24 protein-coding genes are annotated in these 23,304 nt (G+C 40.7%); 19 read left to right on the top strand and 5 right to left on the bottom strand.

Features of this window, described 5'->3' with window-relative positions; translation table 11 throughout:
* The first annotated feature begins 129 nt into the window (after positions 1-129).
* The 13 genes from NSQ29_RS06690 (at position 130) to NSQ29_RS06750 (ending at position 13,794) form a co-directional block, all read left to right on the top strand.
* Positions 130-681, top strand: a complete 552-nt coding sequence (locus NSQ29_RS06690) for a sigma-70 family RNA polymerase sigma factor (RefSeq protein ID WP_341124618.1) — start codon at positions 130-132, stop codon at positions 679-681.
* On the top strand, positions 629-1,969 hold the full coding sequence (locus NSQ29_RS06695) for a DUF4179 domain-containing protein (protein WP_341124619.1): 1,341 nt from the start codon (positions 629-631) through the stop codon (positions 1,967-1,969). Before NSQ29_RS06690 ends, NSQ29_RS06695 begins: the two co-directional genes overlap by 53 nt.
* 68 nt (positions 1,970-2,037) lie before the next feature.
* Positions 2,038-2,523: a hypothetical protein gene (locus tag NSQ29_RS06700; protein WP_076120707.1), complete on the top strand. Its 486-nt coding sequence runs from the start codon at positions 2,038-2,040 to the stop codon at positions 2,521-2,523.
* A gap of 195 nt (positions 2,524-2,718) precedes the next feature.
* Positions 2,719-4,689 carry a serine hydrolase gene (locus NSQ29_RS06705; RefSeq protein WP_341124620.1) on the top strand — a complete coding sequence of 657 codons (1,971 nt, stop codon included), beginning with the start codon at positions 2,719-2,721 and terminating at the stop codon, positions 4,687-4,689.
* A gap of 142 nt (positions 4,690-4,831) precedes the next feature.
* On the top strand, positions 4,832-5,563 hold the full coding sequence (locus NSQ29_RS06710) for a class I SAM-dependent methyltransferase (RefSeq protein ID WP_341124621.1): 732 nt from the start codon (positions 4,832-4,834) through the stop codon (positions 5,561-5,563).
* A gap of 65 nt (positions 5,564-5,628) precedes the next feature.
* Positions 5,629-6,225, top strand: coding sequence for a hypothetical protein (locus NSQ29_RS06715; RefSeq protein ID WP_341124622.1), 597 nt, complete (start codon positions 5,629-5,631; stop codon positions 6,223-6,225).
* A 20-nt stretch (positions 6,226-6,245) separates the two neighbouring features.
* Positions 6,246-6,785, top strand: coding sequence for an adenylyl-sulfate kinase (gene cysC / locus NSQ29_RS06720; protein ID WP_341126738.1), 540 nt, complete (start codon positions 6,246-6,248; stop codon positions 6,783-6,785).
* Between the two features lie 163 nt (positions 6,786-6,948).
* Positions 6,949-8,955, top strand: coding sequence for an AraC family transcriptional regulator (locus tag NSQ29_RS06725; RefSeq protein ID WP_341124623.1), 2,007 nt, complete (start codon positions 6,949-6,951; stop codon positions 8,953-8,955).
* Between the two features lie 84 nt (positions 8,956-9,039).
* Positions 9,040-10,068 carry a FecCD family ABC transporter permease gene (locus NSQ29_RS06730; RefSeq protein ID WP_445739156.1) on the top strand — a complete coding sequence of 343 codons (1,029 nt, stop codon included), beginning with the start codon at positions 9,040-9,042 and terminating at the stop codon, positions 10,066-10,068.
* Complete coding sequence (locus NSQ29_RS06735; protein WP_341124625.1) at positions 10,061-11,062, top strand: FecCD family ABC transporter permease; 1,002 nt, start codon at positions 10,061-10,063, stop codon at positions 11,060-11,062. Before NSQ29_RS06730 ends, NSQ29_RS06735 begins: the two co-directional genes overlap by 8 nt.
* 39 nt (positions 11,063-11,101) lie before the next feature.
* Positions 11,102-12,163, top strand: a complete 1,062-nt coding sequence (locus NSQ29_RS06740; protein ID WP_341124626.1) for an NAD(P)/FAD-dependent oxidoreductase — start codon at positions 11,102-11,104, stop codon at positions 12,161-12,163.
* A 235-nt stretch (positions 12,164-12,398) separates the two neighbouring features.
* Positions 12,399-13,178 carry an SDR family oxidoreductase gene (locus tag NSQ29_RS06745; RefSeq protein WP_341124627.1) on the top strand — a complete coding sequence of 260 codons (780 nt, stop codon included), beginning with the start codon at positions 12,399-12,401 and terminating at the stop codon, positions 13,176-13,178.
* A 139-nt stretch (positions 13,179-13,317) separates the two neighbouring features.
* Positions 13,318-13,794: a GNAT family N-acetyltransferase gene (locus NSQ29_RS06750; RefSeq protein WP_341124628.1), complete on the top strand. Its 477-nt coding sequence runs from the start codon at positions 13,318-13,320 to the stop codon at positions 13,792-13,794.
* Between the two features lie 191 nt (positions 13,795-13,985).
* Here the strand turns inward: NSQ29_RS06750 and NSQ29_RS06755 are convergent, their stop codons facing one another.
* The 3 genes from NSQ29_RS06755 to NSQ29_RS06765 form a co-directional block, all read right to left on the bottom strand.
* Positions 13,986-14,345 carry a VOC family protein gene (locus NSQ29_RS06755; RefSeq protein ID WP_042189812.1) on the bottom strand — a complete coding sequence of 120 codons (360 nt, stop codon included), beginning with the start codon at positions 14,343-14,345 and terminating at the stop codon, positions 13,986-13,988.
* A 54-nt stretch (positions 14,346-14,399) separates the two neighbouring features.
* Positions 14,400-14,861 carry an SRPBCC family protein gene (locus NSQ29_RS06760; RefSeq protein ID WP_341124629.1) on the bottom strand — a complete coding sequence of 154 codons (462 nt, stop codon included), beginning with the start codon at positions 14,859-14,861 and terminating at the stop codon, positions 14,400-14,402.
* Between the two features lie 73 nt (positions 14,862-14,934).
* Positions 14,935-15,756, bottom strand: a complete 822-nt coding sequence (locus NSQ29_RS06765) for an AraC family transcriptional regulator (RefSeq protein WP_341124630.1) — start codon at positions 15,754-15,756, stop codon at positions 14,935-14,937.
* Positions 15,757-15,879: 123 nt separating this feature from the next.
* Here NSQ29_RS06765 and NSQ29_RS06770 point away from each other — a divergent pair, with 123 nt between their 5' ends.
* The 5 genes from NSQ29_RS06770 to NSQ29_RS06790 all read left to right on the top strand — a co-directional run bounded on the left by NSQ29_RS06770 (position 15,880) and on the right by NSQ29_RS06790 (position 20,698).
* Positions 15,880-16,587 (top strand): class I SAM-dependent methyltransferase, encoded by a 708-nt coding sequence (locus tag NSQ29_RS06770; RefSeq protein WP_341124631.1) that lies wholly within the window; start codon positions 15,880-15,882, stop codon positions 16,585-16,587.
* A 16-nt stretch (positions 16,588-16,603) separates the two neighbouring features.
* Positions 16,604-17,353 (top strand): DUF4184 family protein, encoded by a 750-nt coding sequence (locus tag NSQ29_RS06775; RefSeq protein ID WP_341124632.1) that lies wholly within the window; start codon positions 16,604-16,606, stop codon positions 17,351-17,353.
* 803 nt (positions 17,354-18,156) lie between these two features.
* A complete protein-coding gene (locus tag NSQ29_RS06780; protein ID WP_341124633.1) occupies positions 18,157-19,395 on the top strand; it encodes an ATP-binding protein in 1,239 nt (412 codons plus the stop codon).
* Between the two features lie 125 nt (positions 19,396-19,520).
* Complete coding sequence (locus NSQ29_RS06785; RefSeq protein ID WP_341124634.1) at positions 19,521-20,183, top strand: DUF421 domain-containing protein; 663 nt, start codon at positions 19,521-19,523, stop codon at positions 20,181-20,183.
* Positions 20,184-20,224: 41 nt separating this feature from the next.
* Entirely contained in the window at positions 20,225-20,698 is a 474-nt protein-coding gene (locus NSQ29_RS06790) for a GNAT family N-acetyltransferase (protein WP_341124635.1), read from the top strand.
* Positions 20,699-20,745: 47 nt separating this feature from the next.
* Here NSQ29_RS06790 and NSQ29_RS06795 read toward each other — a convergent pair whose 3' ends face one another.
* Complete coding sequence (locus NSQ29_RS06795) at positions 20,746-22,155, bottom strand: MDR family MFS transporter (protein WP_341124636.1); 1,410 nt, start codon at positions 22,153-22,155, stop codon at positions 20,746-20,748.
* 87 nt (positions 22,156-22,242) lie between these two features.
* On the bottom strand, positions 22,243-22,668 hold the full coding sequence (locus NSQ29_RS06800) for a MarR family winged helix-turn-helix transcriptional regulator (protein WP_341124638.1): 426 nt from the start codon (positions 22,666-22,668) through the stop codon (positions 22,243-22,245).
* A 172-nt stretch (positions 22,669-22,840) separates the two neighbouring features.
* Between NSQ29_RS06800 and NSQ29_RS06805 the strand changes: the two genes are divergently transcribed.
* A complete protein-coding gene (locus tag NSQ29_RS06805; RefSeq protein ID WP_445739184.1) occupies positions 22,841-23,176 on the top strand; it encodes a CAP domain-containing protein in 336 nt (111 codons plus the stop codon).
* Positions 23,177-23,304 lie beyond the last annotated feature (128 nt).

A 23,304-nucleotide genomic window follows, 5' to 3' on the forward strand; every position in this document is an offset into this window, starting at 1 on the left:
GAAGAGACTTATTTTCCTTAATATTACATTTAGGTGAATGAAACCATACATAGTATATAAAAAATTATTTTTATGGGAAATGAACTTTTTAAGTTACTCCTAACTCTTATAGGGGAGAGAGGTGAAGGCATGGATGTTGCTCGTTGGGTGAAAAAAGCCAAAAAGGGGAATAAAGAAGCATTGCTCCACTTAATCATGTCTGAAAAAGACGTTTATTATAGGCTAGCGTTCAGCTATATGGGGAATGCGCATGATGCCATGGATGCCATGGAGGAAATGATCGTCACACTTTATGAAAAGATCGGTCAACTAAAGAAAGAGGAAGCATTTTATAGCTGGAGTAAGACGATTTTGGTGAATGGCTGTAAACGACTACTTCATAAGCGCGGCAAGCTGGTGCTGTTAGAGGATTGGAGTAAGGTTGACGATAGGGAAATAGGCCAAGTAGTGAGTAGTAATGATCCTTATCGCAGAAGTGAGCAGCAAATGGATATGGAGACCTTGTTGTTACTAGTAAATGAACATCAAAGAGAAGCGATTCAATTAAAGTATTTTCATGATCTCGATTATCAAACGATAGCTGACATTACGAAGGTTCCGATAGGAACGGTTAAATCAAGAATTTACCATGGATTACAAACGCTCAAAAATCAGTACAGAGGTGATGTTGATGAACAATAATGTCGAGCAACAATTAGCTGATGAGAAGACGCGCATAGCATCCATTACCGCACCTGAAGATTTAGAAATGAGATTAAGAAAGGCTTTGAATTCGGCTCCCGCAAAAAGAACGAAAAGAATAGCACCGATTTGGAAGGTTGCGGCGGTTGTTTTATTGGTGACAGTGATCTCTGGACAAAACTACAATGCTTTTGCTTATTATGGCAAACAGCTTTTTGGCTTTGATGAATTGCTTAATGGCACAACTTTACAACAGCTAAATGAAAAAGGGTTGGGCCAAAACATCAACAAGAAAACTACGTTACTAGACGGAACAACTCTTACCATTAACGGAATTATGGCGGACGCCAATCAATTCATTATGTATTACACCTTAACTAACCCAAATGGACTAGAGGATATGTCTGTAGACGCTTTTAGACCCTCAAAAATAAGTGGTTTTTTAACCGATTCAAACGTAGTAAGTGGGACTGCGTTAATCAATGAAGGTCATACGGAGATTAAAGGTCAGATGTCGTTTGACAGCGTAAATCCATTTTCAAAAAAACTAACGTTACACTTTTGGCAGCAGCTAGTAGAGAACGGCCAGATGAGCGAAGGAACAGTTGCGTTCCCTTATAACCCTAATGAGGCCATGGAAACTCAGATTAAACAATCGATCAATAAAAAGATTAAAGTCGACAAAGGTACGATTACCTTCAAATCAATCACAGCTACACCAACGATGACTGTAGTAAAAGGGAAGCTGGATGTCGATAATTTTGATCGAGTGAAGCTTGGATTACATGGGATACAATTAATTGTCGATGGAACACCTGTTGAGATCCTGGGTAGTGGTAATCAAACCTCATTAGGTGGAAGAACATTTGATATTCGCTTCGACACATTGCCTAAGGAGCTACATTCCATGCAGCTAGTCGTTAAAGAATTTGCTGGGTATCAGACGATAGATGAAAAGTATCTCCTGACTGCGAGAAGTGACAAGCCATTAATGCTGGGTGATAAAGAACTATGGTTAAAGGATGTATCCAAAACCTCTAAAGGTATCGAAATAACGATTGCTACGGATGATGATGTAATGCTGGATGGTGTGTCTATTGAAACGAACAACGGGAGTACAACTTTAAAAACAACGATTAATCAAAAAGAGGTAAAACAAACGGATGGTAAACTAATGAAAGAACGAACTTTATTATTTGATACACAAAGTGAGCCTGAGTCATTACTAATAGAAGGATTGCATTATTTGAAAGCATATAATAAGGTGATTGAGATTCCAGTAAAGTGAAGAAATGTGCAATATCCATTTTTTATAACATATGGTAATCTATATGGACGTGAGAAAAGGAGGGGCACATGGATAATACAGAGGTTTATAGAGTGAGGCGTCCGTCGTTAATACCACTTCTGGTGTATATCAGTCTGCTAATGGGGATTCAATTATTTCAAATTTATAATCTAAACTATCGCTATACAAGTAGTGACAACTTAGTGCTTTCTTGTTTACTTTATGGTCAGGCTATTTTGTGTTTCATTGTTGCAATTGTTTTAGTCTACAGGATATTTACGATCAGAAGAGTTGTTGAAATTCAGATTCAACCGGAATCTATATTAATAGAAGATCTAGGAATAGAAGCAGAGCGGATTAATGACATATATATAAAAGGATATTTTAGTCCTGTAGTTGGGATTAGACCTAAAGTGAATAAATTTGTTCCTTATAAATTATGCTTTAATTTTCTGTCACAAAAAGATGAAGATGAAATAATGAAACAGTTAAAAGCTTGGGCCGAACGAAATCAGATCAAAGTAACTCATAAAAATTTTTCGAGATGGTTATAAGCTCTTCTAGACTAATATACGAAATGAAAGACACTGACTCCTTGTTGGTGTCTTTTTTTTGATTAAACCGTTATGTCATATGACATGTAACAAAGCTAATTGGTGACAGAACGTTTCTAGCTAGAATGACAATCTGTTTGTGATACTCAGAACAGGTTCACTAATCACAAATAACCAAATTGAGGAGAATGGATTATGAAGAAAAAGACACGCAGGCTCAGCGTCATCGCACTACTATTATCAACAACTGTATTTACAGCATGTTCAGCTCCAGTCTCCACTAACGCAACAAGTTCGAAAGGATCTTTTAATGGAAAAGAAATCGAGGCTTTCGCGGACCCTATATTTGCGCAGAAAATGAAGGAATACAATGTGAACGGATCCAATTTTGTAGTGGTTAAAGACGGAAAGGTGCTCGTGAATAAAGGGTACGGATATGCGGACAAAGAAAAGAAAACACTTGTTGATAAGAATACCGTCTTTCAGATCGCATCCGTGTCGAAGACATTTACCGCTTTAGCAACTTTGCAGCTAGTGGAACAAGGAAAGATGAATCTTGATCACGATATCAATGCGTATCTTGGCGGAATGAAAGTACCAAATGAAACGGAAACTCCGTTAACCTTAAGAAATATGTTATCTTACACAACGGGCTTTGATTACCCGGATAAAGCTAACTTTGTTGCACCGGAATATGTAGATCAGGACATCCCCATGAAAAAGTTTATGACGGAGTATATGCCGACTGTCGTTCGGACGCCGGGTGAAGCGTATACCTATGATAATTTTGCCTTTTTACTTGCGGGCTATGCGATTGAGAACGTAAGTGGTACCCCGTTTTATAAGTATATGGAGAACCATGTGTTCAAACCGTTAGGAATGAACTCTACTAGTGCTCGATTTACCCCAGAGCTTTTAGCTAGAATGGCCACGCATTATGGACTAGATGGTAAACCTCATCCAACCTTTGGGCATGCGCCTACCGATGGGCCACAGGGCAGCATCCTTTCCACAGGAGAAGATATGGCTAAATATTTAACTCTGTTTCAACAACAAGGTAGTGTGAATGGGAAGCAAATCATTAGTAAAGAAACCACGAAGATGATGCAAACCTACTCTGTATTTGCGAATGAATCGCTTCCGATGACGACGGTTGGAGGATTTGAAGGGTATCGTAATGATCTGATGAATGGCTATCATGTGGTTCTCAAAGGTGGAAATATGCCTGGTCATCAATCACTGATCGTATTATTGCCTGAGGAGAATACCGCTTTCTACATGTCTTATAACAATGACACAATGATGAGCTTAGATATTTATGAAGCCTTGATGGATCACTATTTTCCTGAAAAGAAAGCACCAGAGGCGCCAACGTATCTCCCATTGCCTGCATCAGAAGCTACTAAATATACTGGAACTTATTTGAACACCAGATTCTATTTCTTGAAATCGAACTTCACCTATGCAGATGGCAATCTAATTATGGAGACTGGAACAAGCGGTACACATACGTTACGAATGATTAATCCGCTATTGTTCGAAGATGAATTAGGTAACAAATTGGCCTTTAAAAAAGATCATAAAGATCAGATCGAATACTTTTATTATACGAATCCTAATAGCCCAGACTTTGTTTCAGATGCTCGTAAGGTTCACACGAAGCCAGCATTCGCTGATGTATCTGAGGAGAGCGTTTATAAATCTTACATCGACAACCTGTATTCGCTTGATGTGATAAGTGCTAAATCTGGCAACAATTTCGAACCACAGGGAACGATGACGCAAGGTGAGTTTATGGATGCTCTAATTCTTGCCCATGGATGGTACGGATTTCCTCATTTAATTGAGGGGAATAAAGAATTAACGAAAAAAGGAATCCCTGGTTTTGATCGTAATGCTGTCATCACAAGACAAGTAGCAGCCGTTATGATTCAAAATCTAAAACAAGCTAAGCAAGCTTCAGAAATTACGCTTAAAGGTGACACAGACTCATGGGCCACTGATTCGATCATAGCATTAGTGTCACAAGGCATTGTAGATCCTGATACAAAAGTGAATGATGACGGGTCTGTCGATTTTCGTTCTAAAAATCCTTTGCTTCGCCAAGAAGCGAGTGCTTTACTTGATCTTGCTTTTGGATACTATACGTTGCCAATCAAACACTAAGAATTGGACACCTCAGAGAGACTCTTTGGTGTGTTTTTTTTAATGATAGGTTTAAGAGCTAAATGAAATTATCGGTAGTATAAGGTTGTTTTAAATGCTAAAATTACCCAAAAGAATTTTCTTACAGCAAGGAGGTATTCTGTTGGATTACAAAGGGTCATCGGTGTATGACAATGAAGATTTTTTCTATAACTATTTATTGAGAAGAAACAGAGCGGATAGCCCAAATAACATTATTGAAAAGCCGGTTATATATGATCTTATGGGCGATGTACTTGGGAAAAAGGTGCTCGATTTAGGATGCGGGGATGCTAAGTTCGGATATGAGTTGCTTGAGCAGGGATGTAACTTTTACGAAGGTGTGGAAGGTTCAAGTAATATGGTCAAAGCGGCAAAAGAACTGTTAAATACATCTAAAAGTGAGATTCACCATGCTACTATGGAGAGTTGGAATTACCCAAAAGAGAACTATGATTTGGTAATCTCTCGGTTAGCTATTCATTATTTACAAGACCTAGAACCAATCTTTGATAGTATCCGTAGTGCGCTTATCCCTAATGGTCAGTTTATTTTTAGTGTACAGCATCCGGTTCTAACATCATCCATGAAAAGTGCAACAACTTCAGAAAGAAAGTCGGACTGGATCGTCGATAACTATTTTGAAATGGGTAAGAGAATGGAGCCTTGGATTGGAGAAAGTGTAGTTAAGCACCACAGAACTTTTGAAGAGTATTTTCAGTCACTGAAAAATGTAGGATTTAAAATAGAGGATATTAGTGAATGTAAACCAAATCCTCAGTTTTTTGATAGTGAAGGCGAGTATAAGAGAAGGATGAGAATCCCACTTTTTCTCGTGTTTAAATGTATAAAATAGTTTGTTGAAGTAACGCTAGTCTAATGAGCATATGAATGAAAAGAATTGCAATAAGGAGGACTAAGATGAAACGGATGCAGTTTATACGCCCAACCGAGCATTACGATCAAAGAATAACTGATATCGATGAGCAGATTTGTGCATTGATAAAACAACGTAAGGAACGCTCGGATAATAATCCAGGATTCCCACCCTTTGAGTATATTTCAGATTGGGCGGCGAGGTTTGAACTCTACGAGGATTTTTTGAAATCGGTATTTGGGACATTATTTAGTGAAGATCATTTTAAGCCGATGGTCGAGCCAACGGGTTTTAGAAAACATATTGCTGTTCTACAATCTATTGAGGCAGATGAGTTCTTCTATACACTGACCTCTATACGACAATACAGTAATGCAAGTGTTGTCACGCTTAGTATAGATTGGGATATTACCTCTGAATTATATGCCAATAAACTTAACCATTTTGAGCTGTATATAGGAGAAGCGTATGACAGTAGAATGACGAATGGCGGAAGTTCATCAGGACATGCAGCTTATAACTACGTAGTATCTCCGCCACTCCCCGACGATATCTCCGGTATTAAATTAGAGTTCAGGGAATTTAGTTCACCCTTAAAGAAGGATGGGACAGGTACTGAAATTGTGTTTAAGCTAGAATAACCATACAAAGTATTTTAACAATAGAATCAAGCAGGAAGAGGTACGTATCTATGAATCAAATGATCTGGCTAACTGGACTATCGGGTTCAGGTAAATCTACGCTTGCAGAGGAACTGAAAAATCACATTGAGAATTGCTACATTCTGGACGGTGATACATTGAGGAGAGGTATTAATCAGGATCTTCAATTTAGCGAAGAGGATCGATTGGAAGTTGGTAGAAGAATTGGTGAGATTGGTAAGATTCTGCTTGATGCGAACCTGAATGTAATCGTTGCCTCGATCTCTCCCTACCGCTCTACACGCGATAAGGTCCGTTCTCTCATAGGGGATTGCTACAATGAAGTTTATGTTCAATGTCCTTTGGAAGTATGTGAGGAGAGAGATCCGAAAGGTCTATATAAACAAGCAAGAGCCGGACAAATCAAGCATTTTACGGGTATTGATTCTCCATATGAGGAGCCCGTTAGCCCGGATGTGATCGTAGAGACAGACAAGTTTTCCTTAGATGAATGTGTGTCGAAAATCCTTCAACACACATCAGCTATGGGGAGGAAATAAAACATTTATTAAATTTGATAGAAAGACGAGCAAACGAATCAATTGTTGCTCGTCTTTTTTACGTTCCATTGTCAGTAACACTGCTGGAAAATAGTTCTGCGAATATCATTGTAAATGATAATCATTATCATATATGATGGGGGTATAAATCTCTCAACATGGAGTGATAGAGAAGGGGGAGCGCAAGACGGTGACATTGAATGATCAAGCTTTGCTATGGAATCAGGCATTCATCAAGATCATAGATATACGACATACAAGAATGGAACAAGGCGAGGAGCTGCATGCGTACAGAATGCCCTCAAGCGTCTTCTTATATGTGACTAGAGGTAGCGCACATCTCCAACTGGACGGCATAGCACACCGCATCAGCCGGTTTTCCTTGCTCCATGGGGGCAAGGGTCTCTACCTTGATATTACGGCAGATGAGCTGCTGGAATACTATATTATTTTGTATAAAGCGGTACTAGCACTACCATCCCGTCAAGAAACGATCAAGCTGATGGAGAAGCACAATCCGTTTCAAATGCAATATGTATTTAAGCCCCATTATCCGATTTCCGTTTTCCATCATGTCATCTCCATGAGCAAGGAGTGGCATCGTTCAGATCTACTCAATAAGCTTCAAGTTAAAGCGATATTTTATCAAATGGTTTATGAAATTTTAGAGCAGATGGAACGCCAGAATATCATAGCCGTTAAGCCTGACTTAGTGGCCCAAGCGGTTCGTTATATTCATGAACGCTATCGGGAGCCGATAACCCTAGAGACGCTGCTTGAACACCTTAGTTGCAGCTCCAGACAGCTACTGCACGCCTTTAAGAAGCAAGTGAGAACGAGCCCGATCGATTATTTGATTCAATTGCGGATGAGCAAAGCGAAGCAGTTGCTTCTATCCACAGATTTCACGCTGAAGGAAATTGCCGAGAGTGTAGGCTATACCGACAGCTATTATTTCAGCCGTATCTTCAAGAAATACGAGGGTGTTTCTCCCACCAGCTTTAAAGAAGCAGCGTTGCAACAGGAGCAGCGTCGAAATAATCCATCCTTCGTGTTCAGATCTCCCATTGTTGCTAGAAGGCAGCAACGTTATATTGGTAATGAGTTTGAGAATCATTATCAATATAAAAGAGAAGGGGAAATACCGATGTATCGTAAGTCAAGAACAACAATGGCAGCAACCTTATTATTTTGTTTCGTTCTCTTTTTGAGTGCATGCTCGACAGGGGGAACGAATGTCACACCGACAAGCAACAGCACTTCTACTAATAATGTTGCAACTTCCGCAAGTCCAGCTGCGAGTCCGTCGACGGATGTAAGTAATGACACAAGAGTGATTAAGCATGCGATGGGGGAAGAAACGCTTACCGGCGCCCCTGAACGTGTTGTCATATTGACCAATGAAGGAACAGAGGCACTTTTGGCACTGGACATCAAACCGGTCGGAGCCGTTCAGTCTTGGATTGGTGACCCTTGGTACGACCATATCAAGAAAGACATGGAAGGCGTTACGGTTGTGGGAGACGAGCTTCAGCCGAATATTGAATTGATCGCGAGCCTCAAGCCGGATCTGATTATCGGTAATAAGGTCAGACAAGAGAAAATCTACGATCAATTAAAGCAGATAGCTCCGACGATATTCTCCGATGACCTGGCAGGAGATTGGAAGATTAATTTCAAGCTCTACTCCGAAGCTTTAAACAAGCAGGAAGAAGGAGCGCAGGCGATGGCGGACTTCGATAAACGAGTTGCGGAAGTCAAGGCGAAGCTCGGTAGCAAAGCAGACACGAAAGTGTCGGTGGTGCGCTTCTCCGCGAAACAAGTGCGTATTTATCAGAAGCAAACGTTCTCCGGCGTGCTCTTGAGCCAATTAGGAATTGCACGGCCTGAGTCGCAGGATAAAGACTCCTTTATCGAAGTTATGACCAAAGAGACGATTCCTAGCATGGATGGTGATGTGCTTTTCTATTTTGTGTCTGAGACTCCGGGCAAGGACGATGCATCGAAGGTCGTGGAGGAATGGAAAAAAGATCCGTTGTTCCAAAATTTGAGCGTTTCAAAGAACAACAAGGTGATTCAAGTCGATGAAGCGATCTGGAACTCAGCAGGCGGATATGAAGCAGCCAATCTGTTGCTGGACGAACTCGTTAAATACTTTGATGTGAAATAATAAAGGCGGATCGAATCAACAAGCTGGCGCTGTATTCGCGTCAGCTTGTTGACGATTCCGGCAGTTTAGTTGTTAAGACTGCCAATGAATAGGAGGCTCGGTGCAGACGTGAATGGTTCTTTCCTAAGCAAGCGAAAGCTCGCCGGCCTCGTTGTCGGCGCGATTCTGCTTCTAATTAGTATGTTATGCAGTGTATTGTACGGTCTTCATCAATTCAGCTTAAAAGATCTATGGCTGGCTTACAGTCAATTCAACGGTTCGAACGAACATCTTATTCTGACGAAGGTTCGTGTTCCCCGAACCCTGATTGCGGCACTGGTGGGGGCAAGTTTAGCAGTAGCCGGGGCAATTATGCAGGTTCTGACAAGAAATCCGCTGGCTTCACCCTCTGTCTTCGGTGTAAATGCGGGCGCTGTGCTATTTATTGTCATCGGGCTACTCGTATTCGGTTCCTCGTTAACGATGAGCGGCATGGTCTGGCTTGCTTTCGCAGGTGCGGTCGCAACATCGGCGGTTGTCTATACGCTTGGATTGCAAGGAGGCGGTTTCGAGCCGGTAAAGCTGACCTTGGCCGGCGCTTGTATGGCAGCTTTCGCTTCCTCTATTACATCCGGCATTATTCTAATTAATAAGCAGTCGTTGGAATCTGCCCTATTCTGGATGATCGGCTCTGTAGAAGGAAGAAATCTGGAGCATTTATTGATGGTTCTGCCTTATATGGCAATAGGAATGACGATCTCACTATTACTCTCGGGCTCGTTAAATATTATGGCGATTGGAGACGATAGCGCGAAGAGCTTGGGACAGCGTCTAACGCTGGTCCGCGTGCTGTCTGCTACGGCAATTGTACTATTGGCGGGAAGCTCGGTAGCAGTAGCTGGTCCGATTGCTTTCATAGGACTTATTGTCCCTCACTTATGCAGATACATCGTTGGGCATGATTTTAGATGGCTGCTTCCTTATACCGCATTAGTTGGGGCAATTCTTTTGGTGACTGCGGATTTAGCATCGCGCTTTATTCTGGAATCCAGAGAAGTTCCGGTTGGTGTCGCAACGGCGATTATCGGCGTTCCCTTTCTGATCCATGTGGCTAGGAGGAAACAGCATGCTTAAAGCGCGTATAGCGAAGCATTCGTTCTTGTTGTTTTTCGGTTTAACTTGTATCGTTGCCGCCTTGTCGCTCCTTAGTTTATCCGTTGGGGGAGTTAGCGTACCATTAAAAGAGGTACTTGCTTCTCTTACGGGGCGAAACGCAGAAGCCAGTAACCTGATCATTATGCAGTTCCGTTTGCCTCGAATAGTAGCCGCTATACTCATTGGCGCAGCATTGGCAGTAGCGGGTGCGCTATTACAGGGCGTCATCCGCAATCCTCTCGCTTCGCCCGATCTGCTGGGTGTAACCGGAGGGGCATCGGTAGCTGTAGTTGCTTTCATGACTTTCGTGACCGGCTACAGTATCCACTGGGTACCGTTCATAGCCATTGGCGGCGCGTTGGTTGCGACAACTATTAATTATGTATTTGCTTGGAAAAAAGGCGTGTCGCCGTTTCGGCTGGTGCTGATCGGCATTGGCATTTCTACCGCAATGGGCGCGCTCACTACGTTTCTGCTAATTAGCGGGCCGGCTTATTTGGCCGCACAAGTGCTGAATTGGATGACGGGAAGCATCTACGGCACCAATTGGAGTTATATTGAAGTGCTGTGGCCGTGGGTAGCGGTATTCATTCCTTTATCGCTACTGCTCGCGAAGGAATTAAATGTGCAATCCTTAGGTGAGGATGTCGCTCGCGGGCTTGGAAGCAGGCTTCAGCTAAGCCGGATGATTCTCTTATTTTATAGCGTTGCACTTGCCGGTGCTGCAGTTGGCGTAGCCGGGACGATATCGTTCATCGGATTGATGGCACCGCATATCTCCAGAATGCTTGTTGGAAATTCTTACAAGCTGATCATCCCGGTATCCGCGTTAATAGGTGCAATCATTTTACTGTTGGCGGATTTGGCAGGAAGAATGCTTTTTCAACCGCTAGATGTTCCGGCAGGCGTGTTCACAGCAGGCATTGGAGCTCCTTTTTTCATGTATCTGCTGTTTAAGCGCAAGAAGATTTAGATCTTCTTTCAAGAGGATGAGAACAGAGGGAGGCAAAGAATGGGTCAGAAATTGGAGCTTTTTGACGTAACTATAATCGGTGGAGGACCGGCGGGGTTGTATGCTGCCTTTTACAGTGGAATGCGCGACATGAAGACGAAACTGATTGAGGCGAGAGAGGAACTCGGAGGAAGGACATTAATGTATCCGGAGAAGATCGTCTGGGATGTCGGCGGCATGGCCCCCGTTCGCGCAGCGCAGCTGACAAAGCACATGATCCAGCAAGCTCAAACTTTTGATCCGACCATTGTACTGGGTCAACAAATTACCGGGTTGGAGAGATTGGTTGATGGCACGATGCGTATAACATCTGCGACCGGAGAGCAGCATTGGAGCCGGACGCTGATTTTGGCCATAGGCCATGGTGCGCTAAAGCTTGCTAAGCTTAACCTGCCCGGAGCGGAAAATTACGAAAAGGATAATCTCCATTATAACGTTACGGATGTGGCAAGCTTTCGCGGTAAAAGAGTGCTAATCTCCGGAGGCGGTGATTCAGCTGTCGATTGGGCTAATGAACTAGTAGGAATCGCTTCATCGGTTACGCTCGTGCACAGGCGGGAACGATTCAGTGGTATGGAACGGAATGTGAGGCGGATGAAGGCATCGAGCGTTCAAGTTCTTACGCCATATGCCATTAAGGATTTATATGGGAATGGCAATCGCCTTGATGCTGTTTCAATCGCTCCATTAAATGCGGACGGGGAATGGACGGATGAAACAGAACAGGAGCGTCTTGCGGTGGATGCCGTCCTAATTAATCATGGGCTACGCGGGGATTTAGGCCCTATTGTAGATTGGGGGTTAGTGAGAGAGGATTGGAATTTTAATGCGGACGAGAAGCTGGCAACCAATCTTCCGGGAGTGTTCGTGGCTGGAGATACGGCAAATTACGGCAGCAAGCTTTATCTTATTGCCGGAGCTTTTACGGATGCAGCGTTAGCCGTGAACAGCGCCAAGTTGTATATCGAGCCGGATGCGTCAACAAGAGCGCAGGTCTCCTCACATAACAGTAAGTTTGATGAGAAGAACAGGGCGTTAGAACTTGTAGAGGAACGAAGCTGAAGGGCTGACTTACAAGCGATGTAAATTCATTAATAGTTTTGGAAAGTTTATCTATGTTTGAAGCAGAATTTCAGCTACTATTGTTAAAGGATAGAACAGTAACTGTTCCTACACTAATTCACATAATTAATAAGACGGTACACTATCTCCCTTATAGATTAGTGATGCTGAATCTGCTTATGTCTATGGATCTCTACCTATCTATCCTTCTAATTTATGATCGGAGATGGTATAGATGAACTCATTGAAAAATAAAATAGCAATCGTTACTGGAGCAAGCAGATCCACAGGAATCGGAACAGCCATATGCCGTTCACTTGCAAGCCAGGGGGCAGATATTTTCTTTACGCATTGGCATCCTTTTGATGAAACGGAAGGGAATGGTGGAGAAAAGGAATGGCCGGAGCAACTTTGTGCAGAACTGAAAAGCTTGGGAGTCATGGCGAGTCACATGGAAGCAGATTTTTCCAATCCTGAAATCTCAATAAAGATTATGGATCAGGTAGAACAAACTTTAGGAAATGCTTCCATTTTGATTAACAATGCAGCTTATTGCGTGCCCACGAATTATCAGAACCTGAGCATCACTTCGTTAGATCAACACTATGTAGTGAACAATCGTGGCACGGTTTTACTCAGTACTGAATTTGCCAGAAGATTCGAAAAGAATCATTCAAAGGGGACTCCAGGTAGAATTATTTTTATGGTTTCTAAAGGGCCTGACCCTGATAATCTGGCTTATATATTGACAAAGGGTGCATTAATTGGATTAATTGAACCTCTTTCTGTTGGTTTAGCTCCGCTTCATATCACAGTCAATGGTTTTGATCCGGGTCCTACGGATTCCGGGTGGATAACGGATGAGATGAAAACTCATTTTTTACCTATGTTTCCAATGGGAAGAATCGGTTTGCCAGAAGATGCAGCTAGAGGCATTAGTTTCTTAGCGAGTGATGATTCGCAGTGGATTACGGGGCAAGTAATAAAGTCTGAAGGTGGATTTCTAGGAAAATAAAAGACATAAGTACTTCATCCTGGCTACCGATTGAACGGTAGCCTTTTTTAGCTAGTGGGCAGACTCTCGCTACAAAACATGGAAAATGATGATATAATATCCAAACTCAATAATTTAGATATGAAGGGAGAAGCCCAGCATGATTACTCTCAGAAAGATCACACTAGAAAACCGACGTACTATTTTCAATTTGGAGGTTTCAGACGATCAACGTCGCTTCGTAGCGTCCAATTTATCAAGCATGGCTTCGTGTTATGTCCTTGTAACCAATGGTGGTCATCCATTTCCGTTTGCGATTTACGCGGATGAAGAGCCGGTTGGTTTTGTGATGATGACTTATGGTATTACTGGATATGAAGTGCCATCCTTTGTAAATGATAGCTATTGTATCCTGCGACTAATGATTGATAAACGATACCAGAATCAGGGGTACGGCCGAGAAGCCATGACAAGAATTTTAGAATTTATCCGCACTTTACCGGCTGGCCCCGCACAATATTGTTGGATTTCTTATAAGGCTGATAACTTGCCCGCTAAAAGGCTCTATGAAAGCTTCGGTTTCCGTGACAGCGGCGAAATTATTGAAGAAGAGCTAACAACCATATTGCGACTTTGATTTGCTTTTTACTTGGAGATTTCGAACCGTTTTGTGAAATCATCGTTACTTTGAAGCAGTATCAAATCACAATTCACGTATCGAATCACAATTCACGTATCGGAGATGGAACTGGCTCCCATGTATTGATCGATGTCTCATAGCAATGAGAGAAACTGCTACTCGAAAATGCTAGTAACGGTTTATACTAATTATCTATATTCCAACAGTTCAATTACATTGCCAAACGGATCTACAATGGCGCTATAGATGCCTGGAGGACACTCGCGAGGTTCATCGTATAGCACTTTGATACCAAGCAGCTTATATTGCTGAATAGAAGCGACTAGGTCCTCGACTTGGAGTCCAATTACAACTTGTGATTCTCTTGGATACTGAACTTGAGTATTGAGCTCCACTTGACAGAGTACAATCGGGATAGGTTCGTGCTTCAAGCTAATAAGGCAATCATCATATTGGGTGGAGATTTCGAATCCTAATTTATTACAATAGAAATCAATGGCAACAGTCATATCTGCTATGTTAATAGAAATAACACTGATATTAGGCATACAATTATTCCTCCAATAGGTTAGAATACGTGCACAAACAAGGGATAGGATCATTTATTGACAGCACAATATTCCTTGACCTGCCTCTAACTTGCTCTTAAGACTTGAAAGCATCTGTGCCCAAGCCTGCTCATGCCAGCTTCTAGCGGTTCGTGACGGTTCAGATTCTGTCCATCCCGAATGACATATCGTAACAAGTGTACCATCGGAAAGAGCTTTCAATTTCACCTCAATCTGTGTTAGATTTGCGGACTTATTCATGACTTCAGCGAACGGATCAGGACCTTTCCATTCAAAGACGAGTGTATGAGGTGCTTCTATCCGAAGTATTATACAGCCAGCAGTACTCATCGATCGCTTGTTGCTAGGATCGAAGTAAAGTTCGTATTTCCCGCCTTCCTTCAATTCGACTAATACTTCTGGTGCAAACCATTTCGATAGACGATCCGCTTCAGTCCATGCCTTCCATACCAATTCTAGATTACTGTTAACGACGATTTGTGATACTAGACTCATCTGGTCACCTCTTATCAGGAAGATTACTGTCAATTTGATTAAGTATATGTGATTAATCAGCTTGTAAAGTCTTCTAGTTTGCTCGCTCTCGGTTAAATTTCTCAAACAATAACAGCGGCAAATTAACGACGATTGGTGGATCATGCGGGAGAGGATCTCTTAAGAGGATGTGTACGTGCAACTTCGTTGTAATATTCACTTCAACAGGTTCATCAAATTTCCCTCGCAAACATGTATCTAACTTAAAATAGTCAACAGGATTACGACTCCATGGAATACCTGCTGCAAGTATGTAATACGTACCAGGTGAGATATCAGTAAATATGCATTCGCGATTGCGCATATTGAGCGCAGTACTGACGATGGGTTTCTGATCGGGAATGGGGCGTGGAAATAAACCTACAAATAATAGACCGCGAAAATCCGGTGGTGTCTCTAGTTGACAGTGAATGCACATTTGTGGTGAGGATGGCAATGTATCAGATGTTAAGGGTGTGTGTTCATATTGATTCATATGGGAGAATAACTCAGACGAAGTGGCTGCAAACTTCTTAGGTGATAGGCCGACGAATTGCTTGAACCGATGATGGAAGGAGCCGGCACTTCGGAAGCCTATCGAGAGCATAATCTTCGTTAGCAACGAAGGTTGTTTCAGCAGCGCTTGTTTACCAGATTCTATCCGCAAGGCGGACAAGTATTGGCGTGGTGAAATTCCTGTTACCTTCTTAAATATTCTAGTGAAGTGATAGGCGCTATAACCGACTAGATGAGCGAGTTGCTCTGAAGTTACTTTTTCATCAAGATGCTCCTTCATGTATTGAATAGCTAGCTCCGTCGCGTGGATATAGCTATGATGTGGTAGATGAGTAGGCTCTACGTTAACCATCTCCTTCATTATCATAGGGGGTTCATAGTGTGTAATATTAAAAAAAACTATATATGTAGTATTTTAGGTTTTATTTGAACGCAGTACAATGCTTAGTTGAAAATATGTAATAAGGAAAGCTCGAGGTGTGAAATGGACAGAGTAGCGAATATAAGAACTGAAGAGAAGAGATATCATGACTTGTGTTACGATAGTTATAATTTGTTCGAGCCAGGTTCCTGGCTACATAGACCCGTAAAAACGGTAATCGATCTATTAGAAGAATACAGAGATCAAGAATACTTAAGTGTATTAGATTTAGGAGCTGGGATTGGTAGGAATAGTATCCCCATAGCGGAATCCATGAAAAATAGAAATGGGAAGGTAGTTTGTGTTGATTTATTGGAGTCGGCCATAGAAAAATTGGAAGGTTATAGTCGAAAATTTGGAGTCGAACCATTTATTGTAACAAGACTATCTGACATTGAATATTTCATTATCGATCAAGAGGAATATGACATTATCTTAGCTGTATCTGCCTTGGAACATATAAGTTCGGAAAAAGCTCTGGAAAGTAAACTTAACGAAATGATTATTGGAACTAAAAGAAATGGAATCAATTGCATTATTATCGGATCGAACATACAAGAGGTAAACCTTGAAAATGGACAAGAACTAGACCCGATGTTTGAAGTGAATATACCTACAGAAAGAATGATTGATTTATTAGTTCAGCAGTACACTGGATGGGAAGTTAAACAACGATTTGTAAAACAAATAGAATATGAAATTGATAGAAAAGGCCACCCCGTAAAACTGACAACAGATTGTATAACCTTTGTTGCTAAAAAAATATTATAAACACTAGGAGATTGTTATGCCTTTCACTTTTGCTCATCCTATTTTTGCACTTCCTTTTAAATATGTGAACCCAAAATACTTTAGTGCTACCGGCTTGATTCTAGGAAGTATGTCACCTGATTTTGAATATTTTATTATGCTTGAGCCCCATCAAAGTATAGGGCATTCTATAACAGGATTATTTTTACAGGCAATTCCCCTATGTGTGATTTTTGCACTAATTTTCCATTTTATAGTTAAGGAGATATTAATATTGCATCTTCCTTCGAACTATAATATAGATCAACGAGCGTACAATACCTTGAGCAAGTGGAGATTGACCTCTAAGGGCTGGGTAGTGTTCATCATATCTGTGATTATTGGTTTCTTTACTCACGTGTTCATCGATGGTTTTACACATTTCAATGGTTACTTTGTAGAACAATTTCCCCCATTAAGGGATATAGTGATTTATAATTTCACTCTTTATAAAATATTGCAGCATTCGTTTTCTATATTCGGATTACTCATGGTAACTTGGATCATAGTTAGGTCGTTGTATCGACATCGAGAAACGGTAACAATGATACCAACAGTTACAACAATACAAAAAAATATTTTCTGGACATCAGTAGTTGTTGTAGCGATAGCAGTAACTAGTATGAAGTTACTTTTTAGTTCGAGCAGGAATATAATTGGTATTCTTGTGGTTTCGCCTATTACAGGGGGATGTTTAGGAATATTGCTTGTATCGATCGTAATAAGAGGTTTACAAAAGACAAAATAATCATAATTCGATTCGTTAAATAAATTACGAGTAAGAATATCATCGCATCATTAAAGCATCCATTGGATGTTTTTTGAAATAATAGAATTTGTAAAATTTTGAGACTGCGGAGAAATGTGAAACAAATTCAATGGATGGTCCTATATTCAACTGTTGGCCATGGGGAGCCCTGTTTTTTATTAAGCACACGCCTCTTTGGTATGTAGAACGGACCGAGTGGATCTTATATCCTCCGAAATGCATGTTTTAGTCGAACTTACGGACAAATGTATGCGAAAAACCGAATACAATGTGCCGCCGGTAACGTAAACGATCTAAATGTATGCGAAAAATCGAATACAATGTGCCGCCGGTAACGTAACGAGCTAAATGTATGCGAAAAACCGAATACAATGTGCCGCCGGTAACGTAAACGAGCCAAATGTATGCGAAAAACCAAATACAATGTGCCGCCGGTAACGTAAACGAGCCAGCGCCGTTATTCGCCCTGATTCACCCGGAATGGGCTTGTTATTAGGGAATAAGTGCAATATGGCCCGTCCCTAATATATGTGCTTATTTCATCGAAATAAAGGCTATACGGTTGGTAAGCGGAACCTCACACGGATACGAGTATGGAATTACGGATGTACTCAGCTTGTAACTTTACCTCCAAGGACGCCGTCAGGTGCTTTTTTTTATTATTTGAAAAATGGTTGAGAAATACATAGTTAATAAGGGGAACTTTACTTATAATATTATTTTAGCGTATTTTTCCAGTACGCTGTATTTTAAGCAACACTAGGCTGAAAGGAAGTTATCCCTTGTTTGAGACTTTGCTTTTGAATTTCTTGTTTTTATTGTTTCCAATCTTAATTTTTCTACTTTTCTTTGAAAATCGTGCTTTTGCTTATAATAGTAAGATTCTAGTTCTACTGTCGGCAGTGACCATGTGTCTCTGTATAGCCAAACCTTTTAAACTCGATATGGGCTTTATTTTTGATTTGAGATATATCCCGTTTATCATTGTGGCTCTTTTTGGTGGATACAAGAACGTTCTACCGCTATATATCCTTTTAAATATCTATCGATTCTATGTGGGGGGAGAGGGTACGTTACAATCCTTTCTTTTCGCCACTTCAATCCTAATCCTAGTTCCTCTATATAGTAAAAGGTTCTTAAAACTAGATTCGAAAAGTCGCATCATCGCGGCAACAATAATTTCTTTTCTGACAATGGGATTTTACCTAATTATATTAGGTTTTACACAGGGGAGTTTAAATAGGGAATATTGGTTTCTCACCTTAAATGCCTTTACGACGCATATCGGGGTGATGTGTATCAATATGATCTTAATAGAAAAGATTATTACTAATATTAAGAATCGCGACCGAATTATGCAATCTGAAAGATTAAATGTCGTGAGCGAGCTAGCGGCAAGTGTATCACATGAAATCAGAAACCCGCTTACAGTGACCAGCGGTTTTTTGCAGCTGTTGAATAAATCTAAGACGATCACAAGGGAGGAGAAACAGTACGTAGAGTTATCTCTATTAGAATTACAGAGGGCTGAAAAAATCGTGAGTGACTATCTTTCATTTGCTAAGCCGCAATCCGATAATATGGTTTATTCCAACATGCAGGAGGAGGCAGAATATACTAAAAATATCATCATGCCTTATGCCACTATGCACAAAGTAGAGGTCAAATTTAATTTTAATAATTCACTATTCAAAAATTATGATCGGAACCAAATACAGCAATGTCTTATTAATCTATATAAAAACGGAATCGAAGCCATGAAGGAAAAGGACGGTGGTACGCTGTTCATCGATATTTCGGAAAAAAAACAAAATATTATTATCAGTATTCGCGATACTGGCATTGGAATGACAAAGGAAGAAATATCGCGTCTCGGTAAACCGTATTATTCGACCAAAGCCGAAGGGACAGGACTGGGAATGCTTATGGTCTACAGTACCATTGATAAAGTGAAAGGCATTGTTGAAGTTGATAGTGAAAAAGGCAAAGGCACAACGTTCCTTATCACCATTCCAACATAAGGGCAAGTTGCATAGCGTCTCGCTTGCTGTTTATCCCCCACTAGGAGTGTGTAATACCTTTCATGAATGGATTTCGTGTCATAAGGGCAACGACCTTGTGCGAGGTCCCAGCTGGAGGTGCAGCAATGGAGATATTTGTAACTATAGGTGTCAAACTGATCATTAGTTTCTTTGGTTTGTGGATCATTACCTTTATTACTGGCCGCAAGACGCTTAGTCAATTGACGCCACTTGATTTCCTGTCATCATTGATTTTAAGTGAGATTGTAGGGAATACGATATATGATAATGAGGTGAAGATCTGGCATCTGCTGTTTGCGCTTTTCATCTGGACCGCTTTGTCTTATTTGTTTGAAAAGGCAACGACCCATTTTGTGAAGTTCGGGAACATGGCGGAAGGCCGGACGGTGTTGCTTATTGACGATGGCAAAGTGAATCAGGATTTGATGGAGAAATACGATATTGAGTTTACCCAACTGCTGTTTATGCTGCGGCAGCAAAATATTTTTTCTCTAAATGAAGTGAAGTATGCTCTGCTCGAAACGAATGGTTCACTGTCGGTTATGCGCAAGTCTGAAGAGGAGCAATCGGAGCAGTCTTCCTCCTTTTCCATTACAGTTATTGATAAAGGTAGGCTGCTAGAAGATTCGATGCGTGGCAGAACTATGAATAAGATACAGATCCAGGAATGGATCAGGGAGCATGGCTATCAATGCGTTGAGGACATTGCTTATGCTGAATACAAGGAAGACGGATCACTTTATATCATACCTAAAAACAAACCATAAACCTTGTTAATAGTAATATATTTTAATGGAGGTACATCTTTATGGGGATTTCTTTATGTAAAGCAGACGTAAGTGATGCGGAATTTATTCATCAAATGCAAGTCAAAGCCTTTATGCCATTACTGGAGAAATATAAGGATTATGAAACCAGCCCAGCCAATGAATCCGTAGAACAAATGATAAACCGAATTAATCAGTCTTTTACAGATTACTATATAATTAAGACTTCTGATATTGCTGTGGGCGGTGTCCGAATCGTTAAAAAGGAAAACAATACTTACCGTGTCAGCCCCATATTTATTATGCCAGAATACCAGGGGATGGGGATCGCCCAGCAGGTTTTTGCAATCATTGAACAGAGATATAATGACGCGAAAAAATGGGAGCTGGATAGTATTGAGCAAGAGCAGAGGAACTGTTATTTATATGAAAAGGTAGGATATAAACGAACAGAAGAAACAAAGCGAATAAACGATAAATTAACTTTAGTATTCTATGAAAAAACTATTGATTAAAATATAGACAGCGGACAGCTCGTGTCCACTGTCTTTTTTGATTAAAATTAATAAACTCTAATACGCTTCACAAATAACGATAAAATTAATCCGATAACTGCAATTGCTGCGATAAATAAGTATGCATGTGTAATTCCTGCGGTTAAAATTTCAGGCTGTGCAGCAGTTGGATGTGTATTAGCGAATCGTGTTTGTCCGCTAGACATTAGTGTAACAGCGAACGTTGTACCAAGAGCACCTGCGATTTGTTGAAGTGTGTTCATAACAGCAGCCCCATCCGGATAGTATTTCACGGGTAACTGATTTAAGCCATTGGTTTGAGCGGGCATAATGACCATAGCTAATCCGATAAACATAGCGCAGTGTATTAAAATAAAGGTCAGGTTACTGGTTTCAGTAGAATTGCTTGTAAATAGAAAACCTGCAATGGTTGCGATGGAGAATCCAAGCGGCAGCAATAATTTCGGACCGAATTTATCAAATATTCTACCCGTAACTGGAGCCATAGCTCCGTTAATCACACTGCCTGGAAGGAGTAGAATTCCTGCAGCTGTAGCTGATAACAATAAACCACCTTTTAAATATAACGGTAATAAAATGGCAGAGGATAAAATGATCATCATTCCTAAAAAGACCATTATCAGACCTATTGTAAACATAGGATATTTAAACACTCGTAAATTTAGCATCGGCGTTTCCAACTTAAACTGTCTTAATACAAACAGGATTAAGCTGATGACACCAACGATAAGAGGCAGATAGACAATGATTTCACTTAAATCATGATCAGCGATGTTGCTAAATCCAAATACGATGCCACCAAATCCGAAAGTAGAAAGTAGAATGGATAAAATATCTATTTTAGGTTTAGAGATTTTGGCTACATTTTTGATAAATGTTAATCCGAATCCAAATGTAAATAATAATAAAGGTAAACTTGTCCAAAAGATAAACTCCCAGCCCAAATGATCCACGATCAAACCAGACAAAGTTGGCCCGATGGCCGGTGCGCACATAATAACAAGTCCCATCATCCCCATGACAGTTCCACGTTTATGTGCAGGGAAAATTATTAGAATAATGTTCGTCATTAGGGGCAGCAATAAACCAGTTCCCAAGGCTTGCACTAAACGTGCAATTAATAAGGAGGTGAAATTGGGAGAGAGGGCAGCAATTAAAGTACCGACGATAGATAATAGCAAGGAAGCTGTGAATAATTGTCTAGTGGTAAACCATTGCATTAATAGGGCGGATATCGGAACAAGGATTCCTAGTACAAGTAAGTATCCTGTGGTTAGCCATTGAACCGTTGAGGCGTTGATTGAAAATTCATCCATTAAGTTGGTAAAAGCCATATTTAATGCGGTTTCACTAAATAGCCCGACGAATGCACCTAGCATAAGTGAGAAAGCCATTAGGGCGGGGCGTTTAACTTGAACAGCTGCTGTTGATTCCATGATAGGGATAAACCTCTTTTCAGAAATGGATTCGTATTATTTTTGAAGAATAGATGATATGTCAACTATAGAGCAGAGGATATGCATTTATGCCTCTCTTACATTATTCTGCACACGAGTTAACAAAGTTGTTAGCGCTGAGTACTCCGCAGGAGAGAATCCTGTCGCTATAATTTCGTTTAATTTGATCGTCACCTCATTGATTGTAGTCTCTAATTTCCTGCCTTCGTCTGTGACAAAAACATTTACCGAACGACGGTCTTGCGTACTTGTTACTTTATGAATGTACCCCTTGTTCTCTAAGCTAGCGATCATTCGGGCAACACTGGCTTTATCCTTCCCAAGTTTATTAGCAATCTCGTTCTGAGATAGACCTTCTTTCTCAAGCAACAAAGCCATAAGTAAATGTTGTTCAGGCGCAAGCCGAACGGGAGCAAGCAATTTTGTTAAATAATTGGCTATTTCTAAATGCAAATCGCGAATAACTAACCCTAGCGGGTCTTTGGAATCCATATGATCTCTCCTAATTAGAAAAATAGATGATATATCAACGTTTATGATTTGTTTATATTAACATAAAGTAACACATACATGTCAAGTCAAAGAGAAATCAAGTACATAGGATTAACAAAATTTATAGTAGAATTATAGACTTTGGTACAAGCGTGAAGACCTCTTCCACAATATATGCCTTAACTCAAATACGCGGCTAACTGATCTTGCGGTTTTGAAATCAAGAGATATGAGGGATAATAACTATTTTAGTCATACCTCTCCAACTTATGGTACCCCCTCTCAAATGCTAGATCGATTTGGAGTGGAGTGGCGTGCTTATGCAGAAAATATCGCGGCGGGCCAAGCAACACCTGAAGCAGTAATGAGAACGTGGATGAATAGTACTGGTCATAGAGCTAATATTTTGGATCCTCGCTTTACGGATATTGGGGTTGGTTATGTAGGGGGAACTGCGACTAGTCAATATCAACATTATTGGACACGACTGTTTATTCAGAAACCATAAGAGATCACAGAGAAGCCACTCTATAATGAAATACGCCTCTGATTGTGTGTCTAACCATTGAGGTGAAGTTCATTTACGGGGTGGTTTGTTTTGTGTTTTTGAACTGCTTTACAGAAACCTTTCTGGAA

It is taken from the genome of Paenibacillus sp. FSL F4-0236 (genome assembly GCF_038000135.1).
GTDB lineage: Bacteria > Bacillota > Bacilli > Paenibacillales > Paenibacillaceae > Paenibacillus_AQ.